Origin of the sequence: Fuscovulum blasticum DSM 2131 (genome assembly GCF_003034965.1) — a bacterium.
GTDB classification, from domain to species: domain Bacteria; phylum Pseudomonadota; class Alphaproteobacteria; order Rhodobacterales; family Rhodobacteraceae; genus Pseudogemmobacter; species Pseudogemmobacter blasticus.
In genome coordinates, this window is record NZ_PZKE01000001.1 from 90845 (window position 1) to 109620 (window position 18776).

Below are 18776 nucleotides of genomic sequence, written 5' to 3' on the forward strand. Positions count from 1 at the left end.
CTTATTCTCTTGGCGATCAAGCTGGGAGTCATCCCCCTGCCCCGGTGTCGGGCTTGTGGTTTCCCGGTCCGTTCGGGCGGACAATCACGATCACGGCACCGTGACGCAACGCAACCCACTATGAGGCGGCACACGGATGCAGGTTCCTGTATCCAAGATGCGGGGCTATAGAATATGGCTCAGGTGTTCAATTTCGTCGAAAGGTTCAGCCAGGTGTCCGACACTTCCGTTGCTGGCAAGTCTGCCTCTGAAATGACGGCCCAAGCCCGTGGGATAGACCCCCTGACAACTGCGGCCATCATCAACGGCACAGACAAATATGGCTATCATGACTACACGCCCAACTACTTTCGGGTGCTGAAGCATCTTCGCGACCGGCCGCTGCGCCTGCTGGAAATCGGGGTTGGCGGCTACAGCGATGAAGATCGCGGGGGCGAATCCCTGGCCGTCTGGCGGGACTTCTTTCCTATGGCGCAGGTGACGGGACTGGACATCCAGAAGAAGACTCTGCCCCTTGGGCCGCGCGTCCATATCGTGCAGGGCAGCCAGGTCGACGCCGAGTTTCTGGCCAGCGTCGAGGCGGCGCGGGGGCCTTTCGATGTAATCCTTGATGACGGCAGCCATCGAAACGAACATGTGGTCGAGACGTTCCGTCTGCTGTTCCCCGGCCTGGTTCCTGGCGGCATCTATCTGATCGAAGACGTGCAAACCTCCTTCTTCCCGCGCTTCGGCGGATCGCTGGAACTGACCCAGCCGAACAGCGTCGGGCTTTTTGCCCAGGCGATGACCCAGCTCAGCGGCGACCGCGACGGGATTTTCGATGACGTCGCTTCGATCGAGCGGTTTCACAACATGATCGTCATTCACAAGTCCCCGGCTTCGGGCGCCAGGCGCAACCTGGACGCCAGCCCCCACTTGCTGCGGGCCGGCGAAGGGATCGGTGATCGCCCCGTCAAGGTGGCGCTGGTCGGCGGGGCCAAACTGCCCGCGGCCTTCGCCGGGCGCGATGTTGAAATCATCCAGCCGGACTGGTCTGCCGAATGGGGGCAAGGCCCGCTGGCGGGGCTTGATCTGATCGTCGCCGAACTGGACACCCCGAAGCGAAGCAAGAAAAGCAGCCGTTCGGCGGGTGGCGCCAAGGTCGGTGAGGATACCCTTCGTTCCCTGATCGGGGCCTTGCGCACGGATGGCGGTGTGCTGGTGGTCACGGCAACAGACCCTGCCCGCGATCTGGCGGCTGACAGCCCGGTCATGCAATTTGCCCAACAGCGGTTTATCGAGGTCGATCATCGCGAGATGCGGGTGCATTTCCCCGATGTTGCCATTGATGAGCTTGCGACCCAGATTCATACCATCGAGCGGACGCCGGACGCGCTGTTGTTCGTCAAGGCGCCGAATGATTGGCCATCGAACTTTGGGTATGATGCCCGGAACCCGCAGGCGGCCGAGGCTTTGGCCAACATCCGGGCCGTTTTGGCTCATAGCGATGTCGAAGGCGGTCTGGTTCAGCTTCTCCAGATTGAAAACCGTTTCGGAACGCCGGAAGACACCCGCGCACTGGAAGAAAAGCTGGGTTCGATGGGGGCCACCGCCCGGCGTTACTTCGAACATGCGGTTGCACAGGCGCAGCGTCGGCACGACCAGGCCCGTGTTGGCGCCTTGCTGACAAGGGCATTGGAAAACTACCCGGCCGATCCCGGCTTTTCCGCAGGCATGGCGCGGCATCTGATCGCCGAACGTCGGCAAGAGGACGCCATGCGCGTTCTGAAGGAAGGTCTTGCCAAGACGCCCTCCCATCGCGTGCTGAACCAGTTGATGTCCAAGGTTCTTGTCGCCCAAGGTGATATTGAGGCAGCCCTGCCCTTCGCGCGCGAAGCCGCCGCAAGAACGCCACGGGATCAGCGCCCGCCACTTCAGGCGCGCTACGCAAAAATGCTGACCCAGGTTGGCAAATGGGCCGAGGCAGAGCGCTATGCAGCGCGCGCGGTGGATGTAACACCCAACAACGATGAGTTGCTGGCGGCCCTTGAATATGTCCGCACTAGAAAGCCGGATCTTCAATAGGGTTCTGCGCGGAGGGGTCTTTTCGCAAAGCGTATGATCTGGCGGCAGATCGCGGTCATCAAGGCGCAAGCGACCGCCGTGAGCCCCTCGTGACAATTTCAGGCGCCTGACGCAGACTGATACCAAGTGGCCTTGGCCGGGACGATTTTAAGTGGTGACGAACATGAAGTTTACGGGTGAACGCTATGTCCCTGGTATCGGCGGCAGCATCGCTCTTGAGCATGAGCACCGCTACAGGTTCTGCCTGGACTTCGTCAGCGGCCGCAGGGTTCTTGACATCGCCTGCGGTGAAGGGTTCGGCTCGGCAATGATCGCCGAACATGCCGAAAAGGTCTGGGGGGTAGATATAGACCGCCAAGCCGTCAGCCACGCAGTCGCGCGATATTCGCATGACAATCTGCAATATCTGGTCGGATCTTGTTCGAACATCCCCTTGCCCGACGCTTCGGTCGATGTGGTGGTCAGCTTCGAGACGATCGAGCATCACGACAACCACGATGGCATGATGAACGAAATCCTCCGGGTGATGCGCCCGGGCGGGGTGCTGATCATCTCAAGCCCCGACAAGCGCGTCTACAGCGACGAGCGCGGCTTCCGGAATGAGTTTCACGTCAAGGAACTTTATGCCGACGAGTTCGATGCCTTGCTGCGGGGGCGGTTCGCCCATGTGGCGATGTTTGGCCAGCGTATCGTTTACGGCTCGGCCCTGCTCCCGGAAGGCAGCCCGGGCGCGTTGCAGTCATGGGGGATCGACCAGACCAAGCCGGTCTCCGGCCTCCATGCGCCGATGTTCAAGGTTGCCGTGGCGTCGGACGATCCGTCTTGGGCCGCACTGGCGCGGGGCGGTCTGCTGGAAGATACCGTCTATCGCAGCGAGGCCATTATCGAACGCACAGAGAATGGCCGCCGCGAAGCGACCGAGCAGACCCGGCGCGCCGAGGACGCCGTGCAGGAACTGCTGCGCGTAGAGGCGGACCGGGCAGAACAGGCGCGACGTGCCGAGCAGTCCTCGCAAGAGGTGTTGCGCCTGCAGGCAGATCTGGCCGCTCAGAACCAGCGGACGAATGATCTGCAGGAAACCGTCAACACGCTGTGGCGCGAATGGTATGGCAGCACGATCCTGCGCAGGATGGTGTTCCACCGCAGCGGCAAGCCGCGTGGCTGGGCGCGCAAGTTGCTGCTGAAAGACAAATCGGGCACGCCGCGGCCCGCGCTGCGCCGTGTGCTGTTCAAGAAGAACGGGACCATCCGCCCCCCGTTCGCACGCTGGTATGCGCCCTTCATGGCCCATTCGGGCAAAGGCAGCACCGGGCTGGACTATGTTCAGTTCCTGGGCAGCCGTATCGCCAGCGGCGATCTTGCAGCAACCCGGACAGTGCATGTCGTTACCACCCCGCACACCGAGTTCATCGGCGAAGGTCTTGCTGCGGCCTTGCGCAACACGCGGCTGACCGTGACCCGCTCAACCGAAATGCCTGCCGCTTTTGACCACGACCTTTATATCGTGGTGGCGCCGCAGATGTTCGCCACCCTGCCACCTCCGGACAAGCTGATCGCGGTGCAGGTCGAACAGGTTCGCGCCTCGCGTTGGGTGGACGAAAGCTATCTGGCCCGCCTTCAGAACAGTCTGGCCATTCTGGATTACTCACGCGACAACATCGACGCCCTGATCAAGCGCGGTATCCCGTCAAAGCAGATTTACTACATGCCAATCCGCCCGCTGCGCCGCGAAGGACAGCCAAGGACGGAGCGAGACATTGATGTCTTGTTTTATGGGGCGATCGGGTCTGATCGCCGGGGCCAGTACATCAACGCGCTGGCCAAGCGGGTCAACCTGCGGGTCGAATCCGACACATTCGGTCCGGCTTTGCGCAGCCTGCTGGACCGCACCAAGATTGTCGTGAACGTTCATTTCTACGAAAATGCGCTTCTGGAAACCACCCGCATCGGTGAGGCGCTAAGCCATGGCGCACATGTCGTTTCAGAAGATGCGATCGACCAGACGGATCACACCTCCTATGGCGAAACCGTCGACTTCGTTCCCCGAAATGAGGTTGAAACCTTTGTGCAGCGGGTCGAGGCGGCGCTTGCGTCATGGCAAGGCCCGGTTGACCTACCGCAGGATGACGGGTTTGACGGAATGTCCTTCCATGTCCTGCGGGCGCTTCACGGAATTGGTGTTCTGTCGCTTGCAGAGTTGCAGGCCGCCTGCCGTGACATGGTGCTGCCGTCTGACCGGATGATCCTTGCCCTTCCCGAACAGGTGCAACGCTATGACGCCGCCCGTCGTGGCCGCCTGCCCGGTGCGGTGCCCTTCCACGGGTTGCGGCAATTGCTTGGGTGGCAAGGCTGTGCAGCCAGCTACAAGTTCCTTGCAACGCAAGCCCTGGCACAAGACCTGCGTCATCTGACCATTTACGAAGATGACGCGATCTTTGATCCCGGTGCCGATCAGCGACTGACCGCGATTGAGACCCATCTTGATACCCGGAACGACTGGGACATCTTTTCAGGGCTGCTGACAGACCTTCATTCCGATGCGCAAGTGACCGGCGTCAGCACCGCTGCGGGCGAAGAATTCATCGAACTGGACAGCGTGATCGGCATGGTCTTTGGCATCTACAGCCGTCACGGCTTGCAGATGCTTGCCAATTTCGAATTCGAAGGCCATGACACCGCCGTTCACACCATCGACCGCTGGCTTGAACGCCGCAGCCCGCGCACCTTGACGGTGATGCCGCCCCTGGCCGGCCATGACGAGAGTTTGACATCAACGCTGTGGCCGGTGAACAACTCTCAGGTCGCCTCGATGATCCACGACAGCGTCAAGCGGCTGGAAGAAAAGCGCGCGGCCTTCTGGGCACGCCAGAAGGCGGCCGAGACCTCCGACTGACAAATCAGCCGGTGTTCGGCGCGGCCTGGCAGACCGCCGTGCAGATGCTGATCCGGCAGGTTGCCACGGCCCAGGCCCGGCAAGGTTGAACAGTGCCTTGCACAGAAGCCTGGCGCCATGTCCTGCCCGCGCCCTGTACGATCTGACGTTTTCGGTCGAACCGTCTTGTGCGGGACAAGAAGAGCAAGCCCCCCGGGTGCGGGGCGTGCCGATGCTCACCAACTACCATAACCCATTACAGACCAACGATTCACACTACGGGCCGCGCCAACGATTGGTTCGGCATGGGAACAGGGTCACCAACGACAGGCCATCCGTCGACCGAAATTTCATGGAAACATCCATGCAGCGCCTTTGGTGTCACCAAATGCCGCTGAGAAGCGGGCCATGCCGATGGCGAGTCACGAAATGCTGCTTCTTGCCCGGGTATTCCGACGCCCAAATGTGCCGATTCACCCTGCAAAATCAGCAAAGGCCCGGTGTCGGGGCGGCCCTGCAAGCAAATGGCCCCAGATGCCCCGGCGTTGTGGGCACCCGATGCCGCGAAACCGCGCCAGATCGGGCGATGACATTCGGATCAGCCGTTTTCCTTGAGCACCTGCCCGGCCAGATACAGCGAGCCGCAGATCAGGACGCGGGCGTCGGGCTGCTCTGCCGCAATGGCCGCCAGCGCCGCCGCAACCGAGGGGGCGGCTTCGGCGGCCATGCCCGCGTCGCGGGCGGCGTCGCGGGTGGTATCGGCCGGCAGCGTGTTCGCCTCGCCCGGAATCGACACGGCGTAAAGCCGGGTGACATGCGGCGACAGCGGGCGCATGTAGCCCCGCACGTCCTTGGTGTTCAGCATCCCGCAGATCAGCCAGGTCGGGCGTGCAGGCATCCGGGCCAGGGTGGCGGCGACGGCCACTCCTCCGGCGGGGTTGTGCCCGCCGTCCAGCCACAGTTCCACCTGCGGCGCCAGATCGACCAGCGGCCCCCGGCGCAGGCGCTGCATCCGGGCGGGCCAGACGGCGCGGCTGACGGCGGCTTCGCAGGCGGTCTCATCCCGGCCAAGCAACCGCAGCGCGGCCACCGCCGCGCCGGCGTTCTGAATCTGGTGCGGCCCGGGCAGATTGGGCAGCGGCAGGTCAAGCAGGCCGTTCTCATCCTGATAGATCAGGCGACCGCGTTCTTCCCACGCCTGCCAGTGCTGGCCATACGCGAACAGCGGCACACCCAGACGGGCGGCCCTGGCCTCGATCACGGCCAGCCCCTCGGGCGTCTGCGGGCCCACCACACAGGGCACGCCGCGTTTCAGGATGCCAGCCTTTTCGCCGGCAATCTCGGGCAGGGTTTCACCCAGATACTGCTGATGGTCGATCGACACCGGCGTGATGATGGTCAGCGCCGGTTTGTCGACCACATTCGTCGCATCCAGCCGCCCGCCAAGCCCCACCTCAAGCAGGGTCCATTCCGCCGGCGTCCGGGCAAAGGCCAGGAACGCCGCACAGGTGGTGATCTCGAAGAAGGTGATGCCTTCGCCGCCATTGGCGGCAGCACATTCATCCAGCAGCGCCGTCAGCGAGGGTTCGCTGATCAGTTCGCCCGCCAGCCGGATGCGTTCGTGGAACCGCGCCAGATGTGGCGAGGTATAGGCGTGAACACGGTCGCCGCCGGCCTCAAGCCCGGCGCGGATCATCGCCTGCGTGCTGCCCTTGCCATTGGTGCCCGCGATGTGAATCACCGGGGGCAAGCGACGTTCGGGGTGATCCAGCGCCGCCAGCAGGCGATGCACCCGGTCCAGCGTCAGGTCGATGACCTTGGGATGCAGGGTCATCAACCGTTCAAGAATGGCGTCCGAGCCCTGCGGCAGTGTCACCCTTCGCTCTCCGCCGGGGTGGGAAGGACTTCGGGTTCGGGCGGCGGGGGCGGTGGGGCCAGATCGCCCTTGATCGGCGGCGGCAGCGACATCAGCATTCGGATCATCGTCGCCAGCTCTTCCCGCAGGTTCTTGCGGTGAACCACCCGGTCCAGCATTCCGTGATCCAGCAGGTATTCGGCGCGCTGGAACCCTTCGGGCAGCTTTTCGCGGATAGTCTGTTCGATCACCCGCGCCCCGGCAAAGCCGATCTGCGCATTCGGTTCGGCAATCTGGATGTCGCCCAGCATGGCATAGCTGGCCGTGACCCCGCCCGTCGTCGGATGGGTCAGCACCATGATATAGGGCAGACCCGCCTCTTTCAGCAGTTGCACCGCCACCGTGGTGCGGGGCATCTGCATCAGCGACAACATGCCTTCCTGCATCCGCGCGCCACCGCTGGCCGAAAACAGCACCAGTGGCTTCTTCGTCTTCACGGCATGTTCGGCGGCGGCAATGATGGCATTGCCGACATACATGCCCATCGACCCGGCCATGAAGCTGAAATCCTGCACGGCGGCCACCACCGGGGTGCGGGCGATCTCGCCCTCGGCCACCAGCATGGCATCCTTGGCGCCGCTGGCCTTTTGCGCGGCCTTCATCCGGTCCGAGTATTTCTTCTGGTCCCGGAACCCCAGCGGATCGACCACCGGGTCCGGCACCTTGATTTCCGAGAAGATGCCGCCGTCGAACAGCGACATCATGCGTTCGCGCGCGCCCATCGTCATGTGGTGGTCACAGGCCGAACAGACGTTGAGATTGGCCGCCAGTTCCCGATGGAACAGCATGGTTCCACATTCGGGGCACTTGGTCCAAAGGTTCTCGGGCACTTCGCGCCGCGAGAAGAGCGAATTGATCTTCGGGCGGACGTAGTTCGTGATCCAGTTCATGCCGGTCCTTCCGGGGTCGGTCGCGCAGGTGCCAAGGAAATAAGCCGAGGGGGCGGCGATTGCAATCCGCAGCCCGGCGGGTGGTGTCAGACCCGCCGACGGGCGCGCAGCGCCGCGCCCAGGGTGCCGTCATCCAGATAATCCAGCTCGCCGCCCACCGGCACACCCTGCGCCAGCGAGGAAAGCTGCACCCCGGTCGGGGCCAGCGCATCGGCAATGTAATGCGCGGTCGTCTGGCCATCGACGGTGGCATTCAGCGCCAGAATCACTTCACGCAGGCCCTCATCCGTCACGCGGCGGGCCAGCCGGGGAATTCCCAGTTCCTCGGGGCCTACGGCATCCAGCGCCGACAGAAGGCCGCCCAGAACGTGATAGCGCCCGCGGAACACGCCTGCCCGCTCCAGCGCCCAGAGGTCGGCCACGTCCTCCACCACGCAAACCTCGCCATTGGCGCGGGCCGGGTCGGCGCAGATCGGGCACAGGTCCGCGGTGCCGATATTGCCGCAGATGTGGCAATCTTTCGCGGTCAGCGCCACCTGCGCCATGGCCTGCGCCAGGGGGGCCATCAACTGCCCCCGTTTCTTCAGCAGCATCAGCACCGCCCGCCGGGCAGACCGGGGGCCAAGACCCGGCAGCCGGGCCATCAGTTCGATCAGACCCTCGATCCCGGCGTCGTCTGCCATGCCGGTCTCAGAACGGCAGTTTCATGTCGGTCGGCAGACCCAGGCTTTCGGTCATCTTGCGCATTTCCTCGGCGTTCTTCGCCGCGCCACGGGCCTGACCATCCTTGATCGCCGCAACGATCAGGTCTTCGACCACTTCCTTTTCCGAGGCGAGCAGGATCGACGGGTCGATGTCCAGCCCGGTCACTTCGCCCTTGGCGGTGACACGTGCCTTGACCAGACCGCCACCCGCTTCGCCCAGCACCACGGTGCGGGCCATGGCATCCTGCAACTCGGCCATGCGGGTCTGCATTTCCTGGGCCTTTTTCATCATGCCCGCCATATCGCCCAATGCGCCAAGACCCTTGAACATGTGCTTCCTCCAGCCTGGGGTTTCTCCTGAGATACGGTTCCGCGCCCGCGCGCGCAAGCGCGGCTCAGGGCGTTGCGCGGTAAAGCATCCGGCGAAGGGCAAAGCCTTGCGCTTCAAAGAAGGCATGTGCCGCATGGTTGCCCTCCCAGGTGTCAAGCAGGATTTCATCGGCCCCAAGCCCACGCGCCAAAGCCCGCGCTTCAGTTAGCAGCGCCGCGCCGATGCCCCGCCGCCGGGCCTGCGGCGCAACGGCGACATGCTCGATCATCAGCCGCCGAACCGGCGGGGAAAACACCGAAAGACCGCGCTCTTGCAGCGAACACAGCGCATAGCCGGCAGCCGGATCACCGGCCAGCAGGCAGGTCACGCCCGGTTCTGCCAGCCGGCCTGCGAAATGCGCCGTCAGCGCCGCCGGATCGGGTTGCGGAAAGAACGCTTCAGGGTAGTGCGCGGCGTGCCAGCCCTGCACATGGGCGTTCAGCACGGCCACTGCCGCCGCATCGTCCGGGCCGGCGCGGCGGATTGCCACGGCGGTCATTCCTCGAACGGGTCCCAGTCGTCGTCCACGTCGGGCTCGGCTTCGGGAAGCGCCTCTTCGGCGGCGCGGGCGGCCAGCGCCTCGGGCGTGCGGATCTCGGTGATCTTTGCCTCGGGGAATGCGGCCAGAACCGCCTGCACCAGCGGATTTTCCATCGCCTCGGCGCGGGCCGCGATCCGGTCTCGGTCACGCTGTTCGGCCAGCGTCGGCGCCCCGCCCGACGCCACCACCGACACGCCCCAGCGGCTGCCGGTCCAGGCTTGCAACCGCTGGCTCAGCCGCGCGGCAAGGTCGGGGCGGGCGCCCGGGGCCGGTTCAAACTCGATCCGGCCGGGGGAATAACGCACCAGCCGCACGCCATCCTCAACCTCGACCAGCAGGGTCATGTCGCGCTTTTCGCGGATCAGGTCGACCACGGCCTCGAACGTGGCGCAAACCACCCCCTGCCCGACCGCCAGCGCCGGCGCGGCTGCGGTCATGGTCGGCCCGCGGGCCGGCGCCATGGGCGCCCGCATCATCGGCGCATGGACGGTGCCGCCACCCCCTCCTCCGCCGCCCGCGGGCGCCCCGCCCGAAGGCGGGCGCGGGCCGTCGGTCAGTCTCTTCACCAGCGTCTCGGGATCGGGTAGGTCGGCCACATGCGTCAGCCGGATCACCGCCATTTCGGCGGCCATCATGGCATTCGGGGCCAGTCCCACCTCTTCGATCGCCTTCAGCAGCATCTGCCACATCCGGCTCAGGGCCCGCATCGGCAGGCGCGATGCCATGTCCAGCCCGCGCGACCGTTCGTCGGGCGGCACCGTCGGATCATCTGCCGCTTCCGGGGTGATCTTGATCACGCTGATCCAGTGGGTGATCTCGGCCAGATCGCGCAGCACGACCATCGGGTCGGCCCCGGCGGCATATTGCCCCGACAGTTCCGACAGCGCCGCGGCCGCATCGCCCTTCATCACCAGATCGAACAGGTCCAGCGTGCGGCCCCGGTCGGCCAGACCCAGCATGGCGCGCACCTGTTCGGCCGTGGTTTCGCCCGCGCCATGGCTGATCGCCTGGTCCAGCAGGCTGGTCGCATCACGGGCAGACCCTTCGGCAGCGCGGGTGATCAGCGCCAGCGCCTCGTCGCTGATCTGTGCGCCTTCGGCCCCGGCAATCCGGCGCAGCAGCGCGATCATCACCTCGGGCTCGATCCGGCGCAGGTCGAACCGCTGGCAGCGCGACAGCACCGTCACCGGCACCTTGCGGATTTCGGTGGTGGCGAAGATGAACTTCACATGTGCGGGGGGTTCCTCAAGCGTCTTCAGCAGCGCGTTGAAGGCGCTGGTCGACAGCATGTGAACTTCGTCGATGATATAGATCTTGTAGCGGGCGCTGGCGGCCCGGTAGTGCACACTGTCAATGATCTCGCGGATGTCGCCCACGCCGGTGCGGCTGGCGGCGTCCATCTCCATCACATCGACGTGCCGGCCTTCGGCAATTGCGCGGCAGGGTTCGCACTGGCCGCAGGGTTCGGTGGTGGGGCCACCCTTGCCATCAGGGCCAATGCAGTTCAGCCCCTTGGCAATGATCCGCGCCGTTGTGGTTTTGCCCGTGCCCCGGATGCCCGTCATGATGAAGGCCTGCGCGATCCGGTCGGCCGCGAAGGCATTCTTCAGGGTGCGCACCATCGCCTCCTGGCCAACCAGATCGGCAAAGGTCTCGGGCCGGTATTTGCGGGCCAGAACCTGATAGGCTTGCCCTTGGGCGGTGTCTGCGGCTTCGGTCATGGGGCCTCTCGTGACTCGGGCGCCAGACTAGGGCGCGGGGGGGCGAAGGTCCACCGCCAAGGCAGACCTTCGCCCGGTCTTGTCAGTCCCACCCCCGACGCTTGGCCGCCGACCGCGCCCGACCTTGGTCATACAGCCGGTCGGTGCGCCGCTGCCGGTCATGCGCCTGATGCAGGGATTCGCTGTTGTGGCGATCCTCGCGCTTCAGCTTTTCCCAGCGGGCCAGCCGGCCCGGGTCCAGCCTGCCCTCGGCAAGGGCCGCCTGCACCGCGCAGCCCGGCTCGGCCTCGTGTCGGCAATCGGCAAAGCGGCAGCGGGCGGCCAGATCGGCCACGTCCTCGAACAGCGTGTCAATGCCTTCGGCCGCACCCGCCAGCCCCAGTTCGCGCATACCGGGCGTGTCGATCAGCCAGCCGCCAAAGCGGGTGGGCCGCAGCGCGCGGGCGGTGGTGGTGTGCCGCCCTTTCGCATCATCTTCACGGATGCCTTGCGTCGCCGCCGCATCGCCGGTCAGGGCGTTCTGCAGCGTGGTCTTGCCCACACCGCTGGACCCCACCAGCGCCAGCGTCTGCCCGTCACGGCACCAGGGTGCCAGACGGGCCACATCCTCGGGATCGGTGGCATCCACCGCCAGCGCGGTCAGCAGCGGCGACAGGCGTTCCGCCTGCCGACGCCAGCTTTCGGCATCAGGCACCAGATCGGCCTTGGTCAGCACCACCAGCGGCAGCGCCCCCGCAGCCAGCGCCACGGCCAGATACCGCTCAAGCCGTGCGGCGTTGAAATCGGCATTGCAACTGGTGACGATGGCCAGCGTATCGACATTGGCCGCAATCAACTGGTCGCGCGCAGGCTGGCCTGCGGCGCGGCGGTGTACCGCGGTGGCGCGGTCCAGGCAGCGGGTGACGCGGGCGCCGTCATGTACGACCCAATCGCCCACGGCCAACAGGCCCGTGTCGGCGCAGCGCAGGGTCAGCGGACCTTGGGGCGAGAATGCCTCGATCCGGTCACGGTGGATGGCGCTGATGCGCGCCGGAGTTTCATCCCCCGTCAGTTGACGGGCAAAACGGGCCGACCATCCAAGGCCGGCAAGAGAATGGAAAGACAAGGTTCTGTCCTCTGGCAATCACGCAGTTAGCGTGGGCCGCCAGCGGCAGGCACACGCGATCAGGCGCGGGGCGCAGCCCCGAGGGTGACGGCAATCGGCATACACATCCCCTTTTCAGCCAGAGTGAACCAAGGTGAGAGGCTGGACAGCGACCCAAGCGGGTCTCGTTACGGCTGCTTCCTTCCGGACCTGACCGGGTTGGCGAGGCGCTCGCCCGCGCCAACCTCTCGCCCGCTGATATAGGCGGACCAAGCGGGATTCGCAAGAACGGTCGGGGGCTGTTGGCCGGATCGGGGCGCACCCGCCGGGCCTTTGGAACATGGGCCGGACAAGACACTGATCGCAGGGCGTGATTTCAACAGGTTACACGGTGAATTCGGAACATGTCGACACTTGTGCCAGACGGTTTTCCAGATTCCTGCGACCTGAATTCCGCGCGGTCACGGCAATATGCGGGCGGTCAATATCTCTTGCACCGTCTTTGATCCATCGCATATTAGGCGGAGCCTCACATTCGGGGCTGTTTCCGTATGTTGGCGAGTATCATGGTTTTACCGAATGTCCTGGGTATTGGCGCGCAAAAGGCCGGGACATCGTGGCTGCACGAAAACCTGAAGTCCAATCCGGGCGCCTGGCTGCCGCCGTTCAAGGAACTGCATTTCTTCGATCACAAGTTCATCCCGGATCACCGCCGCTGGACGGGTGGCCATGTGAAGCGGGGCCTGCGCATTGCCCGGGAAAACGCCGCACTGGCCGAAGACACCGACATGCTGGCGTATCTGGAAACGATTTCCGAACCGCCGCTCCTGACGCGCAGATGGTATCGGCAGGTCTTCAAGCCCTGCCCCAAATCCCGGGTCGGCATTGACATCACCCCAGAGTATTCCTCGCTTCCGCCGGAAGGTGTGGAGTTCGTCCGCGACGTGCTTGGTCCTGATCTGAAGATGATCTACATCATCCGCGATCCGGTGGACCGCGCGCTGTCACAGATGCGAATGTATATGGGCCGCCGCAAGAGAGTGCCCGAAGCCCCCGAGGATTGGGCCGAATTCCTTGACCACCCCGATCTTCGGGATCGGGGCAATTACCTCAGCCATATTCCGCGATGGGAAAGCGTGTTCCCGCAGGAGAACTTTCTTTTCCTGCCCTATGGCATGATCGCGACAGACCCTATCGGGTTCCTGCGGCGTGTCGAATCCTTCTGCGGGCTGCCCGCAGCCGACTATCCGCGATCCGAGGAAAAGATCTATCGCGGACCGACGGTTGAGGTGCCGCAGCACATTCGTGACACGTTGGCAGACATGCTGGCCGATCAGGTTGCCTTCCTGAAGACACGGTTCAGCGCAGACTTCGTTCACGCCACGTCCGCGCCGGCCAGTAGGGGCGGGCAAGGATAATGCCGGTTACTCGATCCATTCAGCAAGACAAGGGGCACCGCTTGTGCACCCTTTGTCCCAAGCGAAGGTTGCCATGACAAATTTCCTGTATCGACAGCCCGATCTTATCTTCATTCATATCCACAAGACCGGGGGCACCTCGATCCGCGCGGCGCTCAGGAACCGGCAGGACTGGGCCGGCGGGTATATCCCGCATGACTGGCCGAAGGTTCGAAGCCTTGCGGTGACACGCAATCCGGTGTCGCGGTTCCTGTCGACCATCAACATGTTCCGCTTCGGGCGTACCGATATTGAAGGCTATTACGCTACGGGGCAACTGCCCGACCTTACTGCCGAACAGGCGCTGGATGTGCTTGAGGATCCTGCGATCCCGTTTGACCGTCGCGTCAGCAACGAACTTGCCAACCTCAAGCACCATCTCCTTCCGCAGACCCACCCGTTCAACTGTATTCAGCACGCCGACACGCTGTTGCGGTTTGAAAATCTGGACGAGGAGTTCAGGAAGTTCTGCGATGAGCTTGGGATGTCGATCCAGCTTCCACATGTCGGGGCCAGCCGCGGCGAGGACAGGAAGCTGCGGCAAAGCGACCTGACACCGCGGGATCTGGAACGGATCGCCCACAATTACCAGCGCGATTTCGAACAACTGGGCTATGCCTTCCCGACCGACACCGTGCCCGAAGCGACGGAACCCGTCTCCGAAGACCCTTGGCCAACCCTGCGGTTTCACCTGAAGGGAAAGACCGTGGCCGCGCGCGACCGGCTGCCCGATCCGAATGCAGACCTGTCCCGATTCCTGGCCGAGACGGTGACCGCCGGACCCGGCAAGACCTGGGCCGGACGTGCCCGTGATCTGACCGAACATTTCAACCAGCTTGAGCCCGAGTTTCATGGCCGCCCACGGCTGGCCCATCTGCTGGCCTGCGTGATCGTCGTTCTGCGGCGCGACATGGACGATGCTGCCGCCCGGAAGATCTTTCACCGGATCGTGACCGAACACGGAGCGGCCCTTGCGGGCGAGCTGAACATTCGCTGGCTGACCTCGGTCTGCGATACGTTCATGGACGTGTCAGACGATGCCGAAGTGCGGGCCACGGCAATGGCCGGGTCGCTGCTGGCCAATACCGTCAAACTTGCAGAGTCCGAACGGCGACTGTTCCAGCCGAACCTTCCAGGCAAACCCGAGATCCAGTTCGGACGGGGGGGGCCGCTTTTCGATGGCATGATCACCTTCTGGGTCAGCAATGGTGACATGATCGACAATCTTCTGGCCCGATGTGCACGAACGCTGGATACCGGCGGGATTGCCGCGCCTTTCGTGGCCGAGATCGTTGCCAAATTGCTGGAGTTCAACACCGTCTGGCGCCGGATGATCGAACGTCAAGACAAGCCCGCCCCGACAGCCGCGTCCGAAGATATGATCCGGGAGATTGCCAAACTGCTTGGGCAGCGTGCCCCGTGATGCGGATGCCCGTGTAGAGCGTCAGATTTTTGATGCGTGGACCTTGGACTTGTTGGAAGGTTGCCATGCAGGATTTCGGCCCGGCTGCCACCCCGGCGGGCCCCGTGTCCAGCGTGTGAGGGTGCGTGAGGTGTTTGTGAACAGTCCGTCGGATGTGACAGTCGAAGTGCGCGATCGCACGGTAACGTTGAATTTTGGTGCCGGTGTTGGGCTGCCGGAAACGCTGGAAGGCCGCATACGGGATTTGACCCCCCTGCTGCTGTCCCTGCTTGAAGCCGATGATCGGTGGTCGCGGCTGTCCGACGATGCCAAGGCCAGCCGGCTGCAGGCCGGCGCCGCGCAAGGGTTGCGATTCGACATGGCGCTTGCAGCCGCCTTGCGTCAGGCTGAGCTGCTGGTCGCAATTGTTGACGGAACCGAGTCCATCGCCAACCACGGTTTCCCCGAATTCGCCGACGACGCGCCGCAGGCATCGGACGGCGATCTTTGACAGGCGCCGGGCGAAGTTCGCCCGAACGCAGTTCCCGCCTTAGGATTCCGGTATCAGGATCTCGCGCTTGCCAACGTGGTTGGCCGAGGTCACGACGCCCTCTTCCTCCATCTGCTCCACCAGACGCGCGGCCTTGTTGTAGCCGATGCCCAGCTTGCGCTGGATGTAGGACGTGGAACACTTGCGGTCCTTGGCCACGATGGCCACCGCCTGATCATAAAGCGCATCATCGCCACCGTCGCCGGACGACAGGCCCAACACCATGTCGATGTCATCCGCCTTGTCATCCTCGGGGCCCTCGACCACGCCCGACATATAGGTCGGCGGGCCGAAGCTCTTGAGGTGGTTGACGATTTCCTCAACCTCTTCGTCCGAGACGAAGGGGCCGTGAATACGGGTGATCCGCGCGCCATTGCCCATGTAAAGCATGTCGCCCTGCCCCAGAAGCTGTTCGGCCCCCTGTTCACCCAGGATGGTGCGGCTGTCGATCTTGCTGGTCACCTGGAAGGAAATCCGCGTCGGGAAGTTGGCCTTGATCGTGCCGGTGATCACGTCCACCGAAGGCCGCTGCGTCGCCATGATCAGGTGAATGCCGCTGGCCCGCGCCATCTGCGCCAGCCGCTGGATGCAGGCTTCGATTTCCTTGCCGGCGACCATCATCAGGTCGGCCATTTCGTCCACGATCACCACGATATAGGGGATCGCCACCGGGGCGAATTCCTCGGTCTCGAACACCGGATCGCCGGTTTCGTCGTCGAACCCGGTCTGGATGGTGCGCTTGAACATCTCGCCCTTGGCCAGCGCCTCGCGCACGCGGCCGTTGTAGCCCTCGATGTTCCGCACGCCCATCTTGGACATCTTGCGGTAACGCTCCTCCATCTCGCCCACCACCCATTTCAGGGCGACGACCGCCTTCTTCGGGTCGGTCACAACGGGCGACAGAAGGTGCGGGATGCCGTCATAGACCGACAGTTCCAGCATCTTCGGGTCGATCATGATCAGCCGGCATTCCTCGGGCGTCAGCTTGTAAAGCAGCGACAGGATCATCGTGTTGATCGCCACCGACTTGCCCGAACCCGTGGTCCCGGCGATCAGAAGGTGGGGCATCTTGGCCAGGTTGGCGATGATCGGGTCGCCGCCGATGTCCTTGCCCAGGGCCAGCGGCAACCGCATGTTGGAATCGCCAAACTCGCGGGCCGAGAGAAGCTCTTTCAGGAAGACCTTCTCGCGATGTGCATTCGGCAGTTCGATCCCGATCACGCTGCGCCCCGGCACGGTGGACACGCGCGCCGACAGCGCAGACATGCTGCGCGCAATGTCATCGGCCAGACCAATCACGCGGCTGGCCTTCAGGCCCGGCGCCGGTTCAAGTTCATACATGGTGACAACGGGGCCGGGGCGGACGCTGACGATCTCACCCTTGACGCCATAGTCATCCAGCACGCTTTCCAACATGCGGGCGTTTTCTTCCAGCGCCTCGTCGGACAACTGGTTGCGGGCAACAGACAGGGCCGAGGCCAGCAGCGACAGCGGCGGCAGTTCATAGGCCACCTGCGGGGGTTCCTCGAACCGCAGCCGGGGCTGCGCCTCGGCCAAAGCACGGGACGAGGGTTGCACCGGCTTGGCCGGGGCCTGAACGACGGCACGGCGGTCGGCAACAAAGCCGGGCGCGCGGGTCGAGGTGAAAGAGACCGGGGCCGGTTCGGGATCAAACCCGATGTCATCCTCGGGGTGCCAATCCTCATCAATCTCGGGCGTCGGGTCATAGGCCACCGGGGCGGGTGCCGCCATCGGGGCGGCCATCGGAGCGGCTTGCATGGGCGCCATCGCTGCCAGCGTCTCCGCCGGAAGATGATCGGCATAGGGTTCGATCTTCGGCGCAGAGACACGCACGTCAGGACGCACATCGGGGCGCAACTCGACGCGGGGTTCAAACCGGGGCTCGCTCCGCAGTTCAGTCCGCACTTCGGGCCGCGGCTCGGGCGGCAGGGTGTGGGGGCGGGTATCCGCCACCAGCGGCACCGGGCCGCGCGGGCGCATGACCGGCGGCTCTGCCCGGCGGGCGGCAACGGCGGCCTGCACCGGCGTCATGCCGGCCATGGCCGCGGTCGACCCCGGCACCAGCCGCGCCCGCGACCGGATCACGTCCGAGATGCGGGCCTTGATACGGTCTTCCGCCGGCAGGCCGGCTTCATAGGCCTGTTCGGGCGGGGTGTGTTCAATCAGCTCCGGCTCGGGGTCAACCACACGGCGCATACGGGCCAGGAACCCCAGCTTTTCCTTGGGCAGTTCGGGCGGGGCTTCAAAGCGGCGCGGCTCTGCCCGCAGGGTTGACGGCGCGTTCCATGCCGGGGCAGCCGACAGCGGCTCGGGGGCATAGGCGTTGTCTTCTGCCAGAACCGGCGGCGGCGCACGCCGAACAACGGCCGGGCGGGCCAGCCCCGCCGACAGCGGTTCGGCAGGGGCATAAGAGGCAGGCTCGGAGCGGGCATAGGCGGCGGCTTCCGCCCGGGCATAGGCGGCATCGGCAGCACGGGCGCGGCGCCGTTCGGCAAGGTCACGCGCGCTGTCCAGGGCCCCGGCGGCACCGCGATTGGCCAGCACCACGGCCATGGAATAGGCATTGATCGACCCCAGCATCAGCCCGCGGACAATGCCCTGCAATTCGGCCCGGTCAAAGCCGGTGACGTAAAGCATCATCGCGATCAGCGCGAAGAAGGACAGAACCGACAGCACCTTGAGCGAAAAGCCGGCCGAGCCGGGAATGATGCCAACCAGCGAACCGGCAACCGTATCCCCGAACAGCCCGCCCAGGCCGAAGGCATGGGCCCAGGTGGACGGCGCGGCCAGCGTGGCCGCATAGGTCGATGCCAGCGCGACGGCGATCACCGCAAAGACGATCCGCGCCAGCGCCCGCTCCCCGCCCCGGTGCAGGATGAAGCGCAGGCCCCAGGCCAGCAGGATCAGCGGAATGGCCCAGGCCCCGCGCCCGATCAGGATGACCATGGTCGAAGCGATGGCCGCCCCGAAGCGCCCCAGCATGTTGCGGGCGGGTTCCTCGGTAGCCACCATCCAACCCGGATCTTCGGGCGAATAGGTGCCAAGGATGGCCACGAACAGCACCGCAACCAGGATCAGCGCGACGCCAATCAGCTCGCGCCCGCGGCGTTCAAGCATCGCCTGGGTGTTCTGGTCCAGAAGCGGATCGCGCTGCCTTACCTGATAGGATGCCATGCTGCCCTGCC

General features: G+C 64.6%; 13 protein-coding genes and 1 other RNA gene. 5 read left to right on the forward strand and 9 right to left on the reverse strand.

Annotated features, from left to right (window positions below):
• Positions 1-174 precede the first annotated feature (174 nt).
• A complete protein-coding gene (locus tag C5F44_RS00500; RefSeq protein ID WP_107671542.1) occupies positions 175-2064 on the forward strand; it encodes a tetratricopeptide repeat protein in 1890 nt (629 codons plus the stop codon).
• Positions 2065-2227: 163 nt separating this feature from the next.
• The gene (locus tag C5F44_RS00505; RefSeq protein ID WP_107671543.1) at positions 2228-4957 is read left to right on the forward strand and encodes a methyltransferase domain-containing protein; all 2730 of its coding nucleotides are present in this window, start codon (positions 2228-2230) and stop codon (positions 4955-4957) included.
• Positions 4958-5534: 577 nt separating this feature from the next.
• On the opposite strand, the gene C5F44_RS00510 is transcribed toward C5F44_RS00505, so the two are convergent.
• The 8 genes from C5F44_RS00510 to ffs form a co-directional block, all read right to left on the reverse strand.
• Positions 5535-6812, reverse strand: a complete 1278-nt coding sequence (locus C5F44_RS00510; protein ID WP_107671544.1) for a bifunctional folylpolyglutamate synthase/dihydrofolate synthase — start codon at positions 6810-6812, stop codon at positions 5535-5537.
• Complete coding sequence (accD, locus tag C5F44_RS00515; RefSeq protein ID WP_107671545.1) at positions 6809-7741, reverse strand: acetyl-CoA carboxylase, carboxyltransferase subunit beta; 933 nt, start codon at positions 7739-7741, stop codon at positions 6809-6811. The genes C5F44_RS00510 and accD overlap by 4 nt, the downstream gene beginning before the upstream one ends.
• Positions 7742-7827: 86 nt before the next feature.
• Positions 7828-8424 carry a recombination mediator RecR gene (gene recR / locus C5F44_RS00520; RefSeq protein WP_107671546.1) on the reverse strand — a complete coding sequence of 199 codons (597 nt, stop codon included), beginning with the start codon at positions 8422-8424 and terminating at the stop codon, positions 7828-7830.
• Between the two features lie 7 nt (positions 8425-8431).
• Positions 8432-8776, reverse strand: coding sequence for a YbaB/EbfC family nucleoid-associated protein (locus tag C5F44_RS00525; protein WP_107671547.1), 345 nt, complete (start codon positions 8774-8776; stop codon positions 8432-8434).
• Between the two features lie 64 nt (positions 8777-8840).
• Positions 8841-9314, reverse strand: coding sequence for a GNAT family N-acetyltransferase (locus tag C5F44_RS00530; RefSeq protein WP_107671548.1), 474 nt, complete (start codon positions 9312-9314; stop codon positions 8841-8843).
• A complete protein-coding gene (locus tag C5F44_RS00535) occupies positions 9311-11077 on the reverse strand; it encodes a DNA polymerase III subunit gamma/tau (protein WP_107671549.1) in 1767 nt (588 codons plus the stop codon). Before C5F44_RS00535 ends, C5F44_RS00530 begins: the two co-directional genes overlap by 4 nt.
• Positions 11078-11159: 82 nt before the next feature.
• Positions 11160-12182, reverse strand: coding sequence for a ribosome small subunit-dependent GTPase A (rsgA, locus tag C5F44_RS00540; protein WP_107671550.1), 1023 nt, complete (start codon positions 12180-12182; stop codon positions 11160-11162).
• 132 nt (positions 12183-12314) lie between these two features.
• Positions 12315-12411: signal recognition particle sRNA small type (gene ffs, locus C5F44_RS00545), an RNA gene on the reverse strand.
• Positions 12412-12727: 316 nt separating this feature from the next.
• On the opposite strand from ffs, the gene C5F44_RS00550 reads away from it, so the two are divergent.
• The 3 genes from C5F44_RS00550 to C5F44_RS00560 all read left to right on the forward strand — a co-directional run bounded on the left by C5F44_RS00550 (position 12728) and on the right by C5F44_RS00560 (position 15531).
• Positions 12728-13579 carry a sulfotransferase domain-containing protein gene (locus C5F44_RS00550; RefSeq protein WP_181318133.1) on the forward strand — a complete coding sequence of 284 codons (852 nt, stop codon included), beginning with the start codon at positions 12728-12730 and terminating at the stop codon, positions 13577-13579.
• A gap of 73 nt (positions 13580-13652) precedes the next feature.
• Positions 13653-15041, forward strand: a complete 1389-nt coding sequence (locus C5F44_RS00555; protein WP_107671552.1) for a sulfotransferase family 2 domain-containing protein — start codon at positions 13653-13655, stop codon at positions 15039-15041.
• A 121-nt stretch (positions 15042-15162) separates the two neighbouring features.
• Positions 15163-15531: a hypothetical protein gene (locus tag C5F44_RS00560; RefSeq protein WP_107671553.1), complete on the forward strand. Its 369-nt coding sequence runs from the start codon at positions 15163-15165 to the stop codon at positions 15529-15531.
• 39 nt (positions 15532-15570) lie between these two features.
• On the opposite strand, the gene C5F44_RS00565 is transcribed toward C5F44_RS00560, so the two are convergent.
• Positions 15571-18765 carry a DNA translocase FtsK gene (locus C5F44_RS00565; protein ID WP_107671554.1) on the reverse strand — a complete coding sequence of 1065 codons (3195 nt, stop codon included), beginning with the start codon at positions 18763-18765 and terminating at the stop codon, positions 15571-15573.
• Positions 18766-18776: the final 11 nt, after the last annotated feature.